This window comes from Pseudomonas sp. Irchel s3f19 (genome assembly GCF_900187555.1).
Lineage (GTDB): Bacteria > Pseudomonadota > Gammaproteobacteria > Pseudomonadales > Pseudomonadaceae > Aquipseudomonas > Aquipseudomonas capeferrum.
On sequence record NZ_FYDW01000010.1, the window covers coordinates 70,215 to 83,519 of the forward strand.

Sequence of the window (13,305 nt, forward strand, 5' to 3'; positions counted from 1 at the left end):
AGAGGTGTGGCTTTCGGGCGCTTGCCTTGGGTTTTGAGGTGGGGCGCAAATCGAGCGCCGCCCGCGCGGCGCTCGATCTCACAGGCGCTGAAAATCTCACGCCAAACACCCCCCTTTCACATTTCTCCCCGCCCGATCGTCTACCCTGTAGCGGCCGTTCTGCGGGCGATTTCAGATGGGCTGTTCAACCATTCGTTCTTTTTTTCGAACAGCCTATTGTCCTACACCCCAGCAGCCGCTTAGCATTCGTTTGAGATTTCAAACGCTCGATGCCCTGCTTTGGGCGCTTTTCAACAATCAACAATTCGGGAAGCCGACATGCAGCTCAAAGACGCTCAGTTGTTCCGCCAGCAAGCCTATATCAATGGTGAGTGGCTGGATGCGGACAATGGCCAGACCATCAAGGTGACCAACCCGGCCACCGGCGAAGTCATCGGTACCGTGCCGAAGATGGGCACCGCGGAAACCCGCCGCGCCATCGAAGCCGCCGACAAGGCCCTGCCGGCCTGGCGTGCCCTGACCGCCAAAGAGCGTTCGGCCAAGCTGCGTCGTTGGTTCGAACTGATGATCGAGAACCAGGATGACCTGGCTCGCCTGATGACCACCGAGCAAGGCAAGCCACTGGCCGAAGCCAAGGGCGAAATCGCCTACGCGGCCTCGTTCATCGAGTGGTTCGCCGAAGAAGCCAAGCGCGTCTACGGTGACACCATCCCGGGCCACCAGCCCGACAAGCGCCTGATCGTCATCAAGCAGCCAATCGGCGTTACCGCGGCCATTACCCCGTGGAACTTCCCGGCGGCGATGATCACCCGTAAAGCCGGCCCGGCCCTGGCCGCGGGCTGCACCATGGTGCTCAAGCCTGCTTCGCAGACCCCGTACTCCGCCCTGGCCCTGGTCGAGCTGGCTCACCGTGCCGGTATTCCGGCTGGCGTGCTGAGCGTCGTCACCGGCAGCGCTGGCGAAGTCGGCGGCGAGCTGACCGGCAACTCCCTGGTACGCAAACTGTCCTTCACCGGCTCGACCGAAATCGGTCGCCAGCTGATGCAAGAATGCGCCAAGGACATCAAGAAGGTTTCCCTGGAGCTGGGCGGCAACGCCCCGTTCATCGTGTTCGACGACGCCGACCTGGACAAGGCCGTCGAGGGCGCGATCATCTCCAAGTACCGCAACAACGGCCAGACCTGCGTCTGCGCCAACCGTATCTACGTGCAGGACGGCGTGTACGACGCGTTCGCCGAGAAGCTGGCCGCCGCAGTGGCCAAGCTGAAGATCGGTAACGGTCTGGAAGACGGCACCACCACCGGCCCGCTGATCGACGGCAAGGCTGTCGCCAAGGTCCAGGAGCACATCGAAGACGCGGTCGCCAAAGGCGCCAAGGTGCTGGCCGGTGGCAAGCTGATCGAAGGCAACTTCTTCGAGCCGACCATCCTGGTCAACGTGCCGAAGACTGCTGCTGTCGCCAAGGAAGAGACCTTCGGCCCGTTGGCGCCGCTGTTCCGCTTCCAGGACGAAGCCGAAGTCATCGCCATGTCCAACGACACCGAGTTCGGCCTGGCTTCGTACTTCTACGCCCGTGACATGAGCCGTGTGTTCCGTGTTGCCGAGGCCCTGGAATACGGCATGGTCGGCATCAACACCGGCCTGATCTCCAACGAAGTCGCGCCGTTCGGCGGCATCAAGGCTTCGGGCCTGGGCCGCGAAGGTTCCAAATACGGTATCGAGGACTACCTCGAAATCAAATACCTGTGCATCAGCGTCTGATCACCGGTTAAAAGGCTTTACCTCTGCCAGCGGGGCGCGAGAGCGACGTCTCGCTGGCCTTTTTTACATGCAATACCTGGTGGCCAGGGCGTTCACGGCAGTCGATCAACGAATACTGTGCGCGAGCACTCCCAGCCACCCCCGAATAAAAGCGCCATTCCGATCGGCGCAATGAGGGCATTATGAGCAAGACCAACGAATCCTTGATGCAACGCCGTGTAGCTGCCGTCCCACGTGGCGTCGGCCAAATTCACCCGATCTTCGTTGATACCGCGAAGAACTCGACCGTGATCGACGTTGAAGGCCGCGAACTGATCGACTTCGCCGGCGGCATCGCTGTACTGAACACCGGCCACCTGCACCCGAAAGTGGTTGCAGCTGTGCAAGAGCAGCTCACCAAAGTCAGCCACACCTGCTTCCAGGTGCTGGCCTACGAACCCTACGTAGAGCTGTGCGAGAAGATCAACAAGCTGGTCCCAGGCAACTTCGACAAGAAGACCCTGCTGGTCACCACCGGCTCCGAAGCCGTTGAAAACGCCGTCAAGATCGCCCGTGCCGCCACTGGCCGTGCTGGCGTGATCGCCTTCACCGGCGCCTACCACGGCCGTACCATGATGACCCTGGGCCTGACCGGCAAGGTTGTGCCGTACTCCGCTGGCATGGGCCTGATGCCAGGCGGCATCTTCCGCGCACTGTTCCCGAACGAACTGCACGGCGTGAGCGTCGACGACGCCATCGCTTCGGTCGAACGCATCTTCAAGAACGATGCCGAGCCTAAGGACATCGCCGCGATCATCCTGGAACCCGTTCAGGGTGAAGGTGGTTTCCTGCCGGCGCCGAAAGAGCTGATGCAGCGCCTGCGCGCCCTGTGCGACCAGCACGGCATCCTGCTGATCGCCGACGAAGTACAGACCGGCGCTGGCCGTACTGGCACCTTCTTCGCCATGGAGCAGATGGGCGTCGCGCCTGACCTGACCACCTTCGCCAAGTCGATCGCTGGCGGCTTCCCGCTGGCCGGTGTGTGCGGCAAGGCCGAGTACATGGACGCCATCGCCCCAGGTGGCCTGGGCGGCACCTACGCCGGTTCGCCGATCGCTTGCGCCGCGGCCCTGGCCGTGATCCAAGTGTTCGAAGAAGAAAAACTGCTGGACCGCAGCAAGGCCGTTGGCGAGCACCTGGTTGCCGGCCTGCGCAAGATCCAGGACAAAAACCCGATCATCGGTGACATCCGTGGTATGGGCTCGATGATTGCTGTCGAAGTCTTCGAGAAAGGCACTCACACCCCGAATGCCGCTGCCGTTGGCCAAGTAGTTGCCAAGGCACGTGACAAGGGTCTGATCCTGCTGTCGTGCGGCACCTACGGCAACGTCCTGCGTATCCTGGTCCCGCTGACCGCCGAAGACGCGCTGCTGGACAAAGGCCTGGCCATCATCGAAGAGTGCTTCGCTGAACTCGCCTAATGTGACGCGCTTCTGAAAAAACCCGCTTCGGCGGGTTTTTTTTGTGCCCAGAAAACCTGAGGGGCGCTATGGTTGACGCAGGACTTGCCGAGGAAGCTGCGACGGATTGCGTGTCAGGGATATTCAGGAGTTGGCCATGAGCGCTGTAGACCCCACCCCACCTTGCGTATTGATAGTCGAAGGCGACCCGTGGGTGCGTGACATGCTCAAGGAGATGCTGCTCAGCGTGCGTTGCGATGCCCGGCTGCAGGTCTGCGCCGACGGCTCGCAGGCACTGACCGCGCTATCGAGCAAGCCCGACCTGATCATCGCTGCGCGTGAGCTGGCCGGCGTCGATGGCCTCGACCTGCTGCGCAAGGTGCGCGCCAAGGGCCCTGGGTTGCCGTTCATTCTGATGAGCAACCGCAGCGACAGCGCCAGTGTGCGCGAGGCGTTGCCGTTGCACCCCACGGCTTATCTGAGCAAGCCACTGAACCTGGAAAACCTGCGCAAGCGTCTTGAAGAGCTGCTGCTGGCCGTGGGCGAGGAAATCGCCTGCCCGGTGCCGCACTTGCAGCCGGGTGCCAGCCTGCCTGGTTACCTGGAACAGCGCCGCGCTACCGCCGATGGTGGGCCGCTGCTGGCCGATGTGCAGGTGGCGATCAAGCGGGCGCTGAACCCCCAGGGCCTGAACCTGAAGGTGCTCGAGGAGGAAGTGCGCAACGACCCGCAGGTCACTGCGGTGCTGATCGCCGCCGCCAACAGCGCTGCCCTGCACCGCGATGCGCCCGTGCAGACCTTGCTGCAGGCGTTGAACAAGCTTGGCAGTACCCAGAGCATGAACCTGATCCTGGGCATGACGCTCAAGCGCAGCGCACGGCTGAGTGACCCGCTGCTGGCGCAGCATGCGGCCCACTACTGGAACCTCTCGCTGCACTGTGCCGAATACGGTCGCAGCCTGGCGCGCAGGCTCGAACTGGACGAAGGGCGTTGCTACTGCGCGGGGCTGCTGCACTGCCTGGGTGACCTGGCGGTGTTGCGTTGCCTGCAGGAGTGGCGCCTGGCCGGTGGGGAGCTGGACGAGGGCAGGGTGCAGCAGTCACTGGATGAATACGGCGCAGCGTTTGGTTCGGCATTGCGCACGCGCTGGCGCTTGCCACTGGCGCTGCGCGAATTGATCGCGGCGGTTTACCAACTGGGCGGTGGCGTGTATTCGCGGGAGATCCTGGCGATGAACCTGGCCGGGCAATTGTCGCGGCTGCCGGCGGGTCATGGGTTGGAGTCGGTTGCCAGTAACAAGACTGCGCGGCTGCTGAAGATCGGCTTGCCGGAGCTGAGCCGGTTGCGCAAGGTGGAAAACCCTGAGGTGAAGCCGCAGGGTGAAGAATCACCTGTGAACGAAAATGGGGCGGATACCTGAGATCATGAGAAAGCCGCATGAACCGCCCTCTGGGTTCACGCTTGCACCCGTTCGGGGTCTGCCTGAAATGACAAAACCCAGCCTAGGCTGGGTTTTGCAGGTCCCTCAAGGGGAATAAAACGCTAAGTGCCTCTAAGGGCTACGTGGGCACGATAATCGAGAAGGCTGTTGTTGTCAAATCTTGAGTAAGGATGCTGCATTCATGACTTTGATCACGGCGCGTTGTAGATGTTCCACAACTTCGCGAGTCAGTATCAGGTCAAGATGACCCCGCCCAATCTGTCTGGGTTTAAACAAGCGCTCTCTGCTCACTTGCGCCACCAAGTCAGATTTTGCCCAGCGGATTCGTTGTTTGAAGTAAGGCAGCTCTTCAATCAGGTGTGCAGGTATCTCTACATGCCACCCTCGACTCAGCTTTCCGGCATCTCTTGTGGACGAGAGCGGCACCACAATGCACGCGTTGGAATCGATTTTGCCATTAAGGACCACCACCAGTCGATTTTTTACCATTTCAGGTTTCAAGCGGAAATCGTAAAGGCAGGGGGGATCCGCTGCTGATCTACCGATCCTGTACTCCCCATAATTGCATTCCAGTATTTGCCCTACCCTCGGCTCGAATTTGATAGCCATGTGTCACCTAGAGACCTTTACGACAGGCTTGATGATGTCACATGGTATTAAGCAGTTGTTTGCTCAGTGGTGCTCAGGAATTAATTTTAGATTTTTCCCACGCGACACCGCTGAATCACTGTAAGAACTTTTGTTGTTATATTAATAGACTTGGTTTTTCAGAAGTTTCCTACAGCGATCTATGTATTGTTTTGTGGAATTTCAATCGCGACTCTGAGCGTGTCGCAGGCGAGAAAGATTTCACCTAACTACCCCCGCACGATCTGGTTCTTCCCCTGGCGTTTGGCCCGGTACATCGCCGCATCGGCGCGGGCGAACAGGCTGTCCAGGGACTCGTCCTCGTCGCTCAACGCCGTCAGCCCCTGGCTCACGGTCACGCCATATTCATGATCGCCATGGCTGAAGCTCAGCCGTTGGATCTCGCGTTGCAAACGCTCGGCAATCTGCTCTGCCACCTGCGCATTGCAGCCAGGGAACACTGCCGCAAACTCCTCGCCACCAATACGCCCGAACTGGTCGCCCCGGCGTAGCACGGCTTTGCCGCTGTCAGCGATGCGCTGCAGTACCTGGTCGCCTTCCTGGTGGCCGTAACTGTCATTGACCTGCTTGAAGTCGTCGATATCCAGCAGCAGGAATGCCAGGGGCGTGCCGTCCTCGCGGGCGCTTTCGAACGCCTGTTGGGCGCATTCGAAGAAGTGCCGGCGGTTGCTGCTTTGGGTCAGCACGTCGGTGGTGGCCAGGCGATGCAGTTCGCCTTCAAGCTGCTTCTTCTCGGTGATGTCCTCGGCGATGCCGACAACGATCACCCGCTGCTCGCCCTCGCGCTGCTGGTTGATGTAGCACTTGTCGCTCAGCCAGCGCACCTGGCCTTCGGCATTGAGGATGCGGTACTCGCGGTCTTCCACCGAACCTTTGAGCAGCACCTGGGCCAGGCTGCGCTCGGCGTATTCGAGGTCGTCGGGGTAGATGCTGTCGCGCCACTCGTTGTAGTCGGCCAGCACCAGGCTGGCCGGGCGGCCAAAGATGCGTTCGTAGGCAGGGCTGACGTACAGCACCTGGCGGGCTTCCCAGTCGAACGCCCAAAGCACGGCGTTGACGCTGTCGAGCAATGAACTGAACAGCTGTTCGCGCTCACTCAGGCGCGCGACTTCGCCTTGGGCGTGAAGCAGGGCCAGCAAGGTTTGGGCGGCTTCTGGACGTGGGGTGCCGGGCAGCGATGTTGGAAATTTTTTGGCCATGTGCACGGAGCGAGTCTCGACAAGGAAGCGTGCGGCCGGCATCAGGCCCGCCACGCGGGCGATGTGCCGGGTTGGAGTCGAAACCAGAGGGGGAAGTTCCGAGCGGCACACCCTGACAGCAGGGCGTGCCGATCAATGGCCTTCAGGCGCCGGTGGGGCGCAGGGAGTAGGTCTTGAGCTGTGCGGCGAAGTCGTGCAGGGCGTGAATACCGCTGGCTTCGGCCTCGTGCACCCAGTCCTTCATGGCGGCGAGCATGTCGTGGCCATTGGCGCTGGTGCGCGCCCAGATTTGCTGCAAGGCCAGGCGCTTTTCGTAGATGACCTTGAGCGCCTGGCTGTGTGCGAGCAGCGACTCGATGCGTACGTGGTGGCGGTCTTCCAGCAGGCTGGTCTCGCGCGACAGCAGGCGCTTGGCGCGGCGGAAGCGGTGGCGTACCGACGCATCGACTTTGGCCAGTTCCTGCTGGACCAGCGGGCCGATCACCAGCTTGCGGTACTGGGCCATGATCTGGAAGCGGTTGTTGAGGATGGCCATGGCGGTGTCCATGTCCAGGTTGGCCTTGCCTTCTACCCGGTGGGCGATCGGTGCCACGCGCTGCACCTTGGCCAGGCGCAACATGCAGAACAGGCGGATCCAGGCCCAGCCCATGTCGAACTCCCAGCGCTTGACCGAGAGCTTGGCCGAGTTGGGGTAGGTGTGGTGGTTGTTGTGCAGCTCTTCGCCACCGATGACGATGCCCCACGGCACCAGGTTGGTGGCGGCGTCACGGCATTCGAAATTGCGGTAGCCCACCGCATGGCCAAGGCCGTTGACCACACCGGCAGCCCAGAACGGAATCCACATCATCTGCACCGCCCAGACGGTGATGCCGAGGGTGCCGAACAGCAGCAGGTCGATCACTGCCAGCAGGGCAATGCCGCCCAGCTTGTAGCGCGAGTAGAGGTTGCGCTCGATCCAGTCGTCCGGGCAGTTCTTGCCGTAGATGCGCAAGGTTTCGGGGTTGCGCGCCTCTTCGCGGTAGAGTTCGGCGCCTTTGCGCAGGACCGTGCTCAAGCCCTTGTGAACCGGGCTGTGCGGGTCGTCCGGGGTTTCGCACTTGGCGTGGTGCTTGCGGTGGACGGCGGTCCACTCGCGGGTGTTCTGCGCCGTGGTCAGCCACAGCCAGAAGCGGAAGAAGTGCTTGAGCGCGCCATTGAGCTCCAAGGCCCGGTGCGCGGAGTAGCGATGCAGGTAAACCGTGACGCTGACGATGGTCACATGGGTCATCAGCAGTGTGATGCCGACCAGTTGCCAGGCCGACAAGTCGAGCAGGCCGTTGTACCACATAGGTGTTAAAACCCTCGAGAACACAGGGGAAGTGCATGATTATCCCTTGGCAGGGAAATAAAACCAGTCACCCATTCAGATAGGACGTCACGACATGTTTCAACCTTTATAATGCCTGATCTTCGTTCAAGGGCCACTCCCCCCGACATGTCTGTTTCCGTTCGCGACGCCTTGCGCATGGCAGCGCTCTATGTGGTGCTGTCGATCCTCTGGCTGGTGCTGGCCCAGGTACTGCTGCAGGGTATGACTGACGACCCGCTGGCGCTGACCGTGGGGCAGCAGATCAATGTGGTTATCTGGGTGTTGTTCAGCGCGGTGCTGATCTTCGTTTCGCGCGCGCGGCTGCTGAATTTCATCGGCATCGGCGTGCGTCTGCGCGGCGAGGACCGCGAGCGGCTGCGCATGGCGGCGGCGGTGTTCGACAGTACCCTCGAAGGCGTGCTGGTGACCGACCGCCAAGGCTTGATCGTGCACGTCAACCGCGCCTTCATGCGCATCACCGGCTACCAGCAGGACGAGGTCGTTGGCCAGCGCCCGAACAAGTTCAAGTCGGGCCGCCATGGCGTGGCGTTCTATCAGCAGATCTTCGCCACCCTGGCCGAGAAGGGTGAGTGGAGCGGCGAGATCTGGAACCGCCGCAAAAGTGGCGAGATCTACCCGCAATGGCAAACCATCCGTGCCATACACGATGACGCCGGCGAGCTGAGCCATTACGTGGCGGTGTTCAGCGACATCAGCGCGATCAAGCATACCGAGCAAGAGCTGGCCTACCTGGCGCATCACGACCCGCTGACCGGCCTGCCCAACCGCTTGCTGTTCACCGACCGCGTCGAACAGGCACTGGTGACGGCGCAAGCCAACAAGCGCGGTTGCGGCTTACTGCTGCTCGACCTGGACCATTTCCAGAGCATCAACGACGGGCTTGGCCACACCATTGGCGACCAGTTGCTCAAGCTGGTGGGCGAGCGCCTGGGTGAGGTGGTGGGCAGCGGTGTGACCCTGGCGCGCCTGGGCGGCGACGAGTTCGGTGTGCTGGCCGAGAACTGCCAGCAGGTCGGCCAGGCCGGCAAGCTGGCGCAGCGCATCATCGAGCGTATGCGCGAGCCGTTCGTGTTTGATGGGCATCGCCTGTTCATCAGTGTCAGCGTGGGCATCGGCCTGTTCCCCAGCGATGCCTTGAGCGCCGAGCAGCTGCTGCGTAACGCCGACTCGGCGCTGTTCAAGGCCAAGAGCAGCGGGCGCGCCTGCTATGCGCTGTACACCGAGGAGCTGACCGCGCACGCCCAGCACCGGGTAGAAACCGCGGGGGAGCTGCGCCGGGCGCTGGAGCAGGACGAATTGCGGGCGTACTTCCAGCCGGTGCACGACCTGGCCACGGCGAAGCGGGTTGGGGTCGAGACGCTGGTACGCTGGCAGCATCCGCAACGCGGCCTGGTGCCCCCGAGCGAATTCATCCCGATCGCCGAACGCACCGGGCTGATTGCCGAGATCGACGCCTGGGTGCTGCGCCAGGCGTGTCGGCAGATGGTGCAGTGGCAGCGTGAAGGCCGGCAAATGGCCTTTGTGGCGGTGAATATCTCAAGCCGTCTGTTTGGCCAGCACGCGCTGTATCGGCAGGTGGCCGAGGTGTTGCACGAAACCGGCCTTGACCCGGCGTTGCTCGAACTGGAAGTGACCGAAAGCGCAGTGATGGAAGACCCGGAAGTGGCGCTGGAGCAGCTGCATCGCTTGCGTGAGCTGGGGGTCACCTTGGCGATCGACGATTTCGGTACAGGCTATTCGTCGCTGCTGCGCCTCAAGCGCTTGCCGGTGCAGAAGTTGAAGATCGACCAGGGTTTTGTCGCCGGGTTGCCGCATGACGACGATGACATTGCGATTGTGCGGGTGATCATCGCCCTGGCCCGCAGCATGGGCATGCAGGTGCATGCCGAGGGCATCGAGCAGCAGGAACAGGCCAGCTTTATGCTGCAGGAACAGTGTCAGTTGGGGCAGGGGTACTGGTTTGGGCGGCCGGTGCCGGCTGGGGATTTGGATTGGGAGTGATGGGTCAACGCCGCAGCTTTTCCGTCATATCGCGAATCACGCCATGGACGATGCGCCTGATCAGCCTGCTTTCACCGGCACTCCAAGTATGAGCATGCTTTTCCAGAAGCGCTCTTGCCGCATCCTCCACGCTCGGTACCAGTCCATCAATGATCTTGTTGCCTAGAGGCGCACGAACTCCAATGGCCTCACCGAGGCTGAGAACACTGGCCCTGGTTACGTCGGCATGGGTGCGGATACCCTCGGGTTTCCACACCAGTTCTGCCTCAAGCCAAGGCGCAGCAGACTCCCCGTAGACGGCCGTGCACAAGAGATCATAGTGCGGCGCGAGGTAGTAAGCATCGGGGCGAACGAAGAACGAAAGGTTCTTTAAATGGGCATCGTTGTTGCCGACCAGTACGTTGAAAACCAGCCATTCGAATAGCTGAATGCGTGTCTGGGCCACATTTCGGACCAGCCCCAGAATCCTTTGCAAGGTTTCTGCAGTCGCTTGTTGATACTTGAAGCTTTTGTCGAGTGTGAGCAATTGGCAAGCATCGAGCGTATGCACGCGCTCGAGCCCATCATTCACCTGTGTCCGGTCGAAGCGCTCTATCAGATAGGTTGCCTCAGGCACGCGGCGAACCGTAACCTCTGGAACTTCCAGCCCTACCTCGCGTGCAACACTCATCACGAACCATTCATTTACTGCGGTCGCATCATAGAGATCACGGTCAGGGTGGTCGGGCTTGAGAATATGGGTCGACGGCGTGCTGCCGACGGGCTCAAACAGCGCATCTTTCGCCATGACGATCGGTAGCTTGTGCTGAGCGCCGGCGAGTGACATTCGCTTCGGGGCACCCGTCGTCAGTGCAACTCGAGGCAGGTTGCGAATCCTTTCACTCAACTGAGCATTCGAGAGGGGCTTCAGTCCGCTGGCCTGTTCGCACTGAGCCTCAGGTAGCAATGTGATCGCACCTGCAGACTCTGAGCCGTAGTAGCCTAGCAGGCCAAAAGCGTCTGCGAAGTCAAGCTTTGCATCGTTGGCCAGTAGTGACCGTGCTTGCTCTTCGGGAAGCAGGTTGTCAAAGAACCACTGCACGGGGCGCTCCGATGATCCGTCAACAAGCAATCCTTTGGCTCGAGGAAGTGCAGGCGACAGGTCGTAGCCATCGGCTCGGGCCATCCACTCTGGCGTATATTCAAGGCTCCAGACACCTGCATTGTCGGTGAGGGTTGCCACGTGGTGACTGTTGATCAGGATGTGGAGGGCTCTCATTTGCCAGGTACATCCACGTAGACCCGAATGCCGAGCTCCTGCATTACCTGCAGTACGCTTGCGAGCGAGACACTGCCTTTGCCTCGTTCAATGTCTCTGAGCAGAACGTGGCTCTTGCCGACAATGAGGGCTAGATCCGATTGGGTAATTGCCTGGCTTTTCCGTACCTGACGTATTGCGTTACCCAAATCGGTTGGCGTCTGGATCTGTTGAAGGATGCCCATGGAGTGTTCAACCGGGTCGAAGGAATAATTTCGATTATGGCTCCGAACAGGCATCATTCAAGGAAAACTAAGGTTTTATTTCGTTTTTCTTGTTTATGAAGATTTCAAGATAAAAACGAAAGTATTGTTTCGCTAGCCTGCTTTCAACATGCTCTGGCGACCTAGGCTAAAGGATAATTTAGTTCAGTTGTAATGGGGCCGCACAGCGGCCCCCAAATGGCTCACCGCTTGTTCAATCCCTTCGCCAACCGATCCCCACCCAGCTGAATCACCGCTACCAGCGCCACCAGCATGGCAATCACGGTCAGCATGATCTGGCTGTCAAAGCGCTGGTACCCATAGCGATAGGCAATATCCCCCAGCCCACCGGCGCCAATCGCCCCGGCCATGGCCGACGAGTTGATCAAGGTCACCAGGGTGATGGTGAACCCGCCGACGATGCCCGGCAGCGCTTCGGGCAACAGCACATGCCAGACGATGTGCCAGCGCCGGCAGCCCATGGCTTGCGCGGCTTCCACCAAGCCATGGTCGACTTCGCGCAAGCTCACTTCGGCAATGCGTGCAAAGAAGGGTGTGGCGGCGATGGTGAGCGGCACCACGGCCGCCCACACGCCGTAGGTAGTACCGACCAACAGGCGGGTGAACGGTATCAGCGCGACCATCAGGATCAGAAAGGGGATCGAGCGGAACAGGTTGACGAACGCGCCCAGCACCCGGTTAAGCAGGCGCGCCTCGAATATCCCGCCTTTGTCGCTGGTGACCAGCAGCACCGCCATCGGTACCCCGACCAACAGGGCGATCAGCGAAGACACGCCGACCATCAGCAGGGTATCGAGCAAGCCTTCAAGCAGGCGATCAAACCACATGGCCCAATACCTCCACGTCTTCGGCCCAACGGCGGGCGCGCGCCAGCAACTGGTGGGTTTCGTGTGGCGAGTGCTGCACCGACAGGATCAACTGCCCGAGCGCATGCTCACCGATGGTTTCAACACCCCCTTGCAGCAGGCGTACACGCCCGCCCAGGTCGTTGAACAGGGCCGACAGCTCCGGCTCGCCGAGCAGGGTCAGCTTGAGTACCACGGCGCTGTCGCGGCTCACCGGGCTGGCTTTGAGGCTGGCCTGCAAGCTAGCCGGCAGCTTGGCCTGCAACGGCGCGAGCAAGGTGCGGGTCACCTCGTGACGTGGCGCGCCGAATACCCGCCAGACCTCGCCCTGTTCGACCACTTCGCCACGCTCCAGTACCACCACGCGGTGGCAGATATCACGGATCACCGCCATCTCATGGGTGATCAGTACGATGGTCAGGCCCAGGCGCTGGTTGATGTCGCGCAGCAGCTCCAGGATCGAGGCCGTGGTTTCGGGGTCCAGTGCCGATGTGGCCTCGTCGCACAAGAGGATCTCGGGGTCGTGCACCAGCGCCCGGGCAATACCGACCCGCTGCTTCTGCCCGCCGGAAAGCTGCGCCGGGTAGACCTGGTGCTTTTCCTGCAGGCCAACCAGCTCCAGCAGTTCGCGGACCTTGCGTTGGCGTTCGGCCTTGGGCACCCCGGCCACCTTCAGCGGCAGCTCGACGTTCTGCCACACGGTCTTGGCCGACATCAGGTTGAAGTGCTGAAAGATCATGCCGATGCGACGGCGCAGCGTGACCAGGCGGTCCTCGTCGAATGGCGCGATGTCCACCTGGTCGATCAGCACGCGGCCTTGGCTGGGCTGCTCCAGGCGGTTGATGGTACGCAGCAGCGATGACTTGCCGGCGCCGCTGCGGCCGATGATGCCGAAGATCTCACCCCGGCGGATGTTCAGGTCGATGCCGTGCAAGGCGGGCTGCGCCTGGCCAGGGTAGGTCTTGCCCAGGCCGATGAAGCGCACATGGGCTTCATTGACCTCGGGGCGCAGGGCCTGTTCCTTGGCCGTTGGCGGCAATGGTTGTGGTGTCGGCGCCCTGAGTGCGCTGGCCTGGCTCAT

11 protein-coding genes are annotated in these 13,305 nt (G+C 61.2%); 4 read left to right on the plus strand and 7 right to left on the minus strand.

The features are described 5' to 3' along the window. Positions 1–318 precede the first annotated feature (318 nt). The 3 genes from gabD to CKW22_RS20560 all read left to right on the plus strand — a co-directional run bounded on the left by gabD (position 319) and on the right by CKW22_RS20560 (position 4,620). Entirely contained in the window at positions 319–1,761 is a 1,443-nt protein-coding gene (gabD, locus tag CKW22_RS20550; protein WP_027595154.1) for an NADP-dependent succinate-semialdehyde dehydrogenase, read from the plus strand. Positions 1,762–1,943: 182 nt separating this feature from the next. Next, positions 1,944–3,221 (plus strand): 4-aminobutyrate--2-oxoglutarate transaminase, encoded by a 1,278-nt coding sequence (gene gabT / locus CKW22_RS20555; RefSeq protein WP_033703273.1) that lies wholly within the window; start codon positions 1,944–1,946, stop codon positions 3,219–3,221. A 136-nt stretch (positions 3,222–3,357) separates the two neighbouring features. Further along, positions 3,358–4,620, plus strand: coding sequence for a response regulator (locus CKW22_RS20560; RefSeq protein WP_095064945.1), 1,263 nt, complete (start codon positions 3,358–3,360; stop codon positions 4,618–4,620). A 174-nt stretch (positions 4,621–4,794) separates the two neighbouring features. Here CKW22_RS20560 and CKW22_RS20565 read toward each other — a convergent pair whose 3' ends face one another. From CKW22_RS20565 to desA, 3 genes are all read right to left on the minus strand, one after another. Continuing rightward, positions 4,795–5,250: a type II toxin-antitoxin system PemK/MazF family toxin gene (locus CKW22_RS20565; RefSeq protein WP_077068776.1), complete on the minus strand. Its 456-nt coding sequence runs from the start codon at positions 5,248–5,250 to the stop codon at positions 4,795–4,797. A 248-nt stretch (positions 5,251–5,498) separates the two neighbouring features. Beyond that, complete coding sequence (locus tag CKW22_RS20570; protein ID WP_033703269.1) at positions 5,499–6,530, minus strand: sensor domain-containing diguanylate cyclase; 1,032 nt, start codon at positions 6,528–6,530, stop codon at positions 5,499–5,501. Positions 6,531–6,630: 100 nt separating this feature from the next. Then, positions 6,631–7,815 (minus strand): delta-9 fatty acid desaturase DesA, encoded by a 1,185-nt coding sequence (gene desA, locus CKW22_RS20575; protein ID WP_047582890.1) that lies wholly within the window; start codon positions 7,813–7,815, stop codon positions 6,631–6,633. Positions 7,816–7,962: 147 nt separating this feature from the next. Here desA and dibA point away from each other — a divergent pair, with 147 nt between their 5' ends. Further along, positions 7,963–9,858, plus strand: coding sequence for a phosphodiesterase DibA (gene dibA / locus CKW22_RS20580; RefSeq protein ID WP_095064947.1), 1,896 nt, complete (start codon positions 7,963–7,965; stop codon positions 9,856–9,858). A 4-nt stretch (positions 9,859–9,862) separates the two neighbouring features. On the opposite strand, the gene CKW22_RS20585 is transcribed toward dibA, so the two are convergent. The 4 genes from CKW22_RS20585 to CKW22_RS20600 form a co-directional block, all read right to left on the minus strand. Beyond that, positions 9,863–11,116, minus strand: a complete 1,254-nt coding sequence (locus CKW22_RS20585; protein WP_095064949.1) for a HipA domain-containing protein — start codon at positions 11,114–11,116, stop codon at positions 9,863–9,865. Continuing rightward, on the minus strand, positions 11,113–11,397 hold the full coding sequence (locus CKW22_RS20590; protein WP_320327157.1) for a helix-turn-helix domain-containing protein: 285 nt from the start codon (positions 11,395–11,397) through the stop codon (positions 11,113–11,115). Before CKW22_RS20590 ends, CKW22_RS20585 begins: the two co-directional genes overlap by 4 nt. A 164-nt stretch (positions 11,398–11,561) precedes the next feature. Beyond that, positions 11,562–12,206 (minus strand): methionine ABC transporter permease, encoded by a 645-nt coding sequence (locus tag CKW22_RS20595; protein ID WP_033703266.1) that lies wholly within the window; start codon positions 12,204–12,206, stop codon positions 11,562–11,564. Further along, the gene (locus CKW22_RS20600; RefSeq protein WP_095064953.1) at positions 12,196–13,305 is read right to left on the minus strand and encodes a methionine ABC transporter ATP-binding protein; all 1,110 of its coding nucleotides are present in this window, start codon (positions 13,303–13,305) and stop codon (positions 12,196–12,198) included. Before CKW22_RS20600 ends, CKW22_RS20595 begins: the two co-directional genes overlap by 11 nt.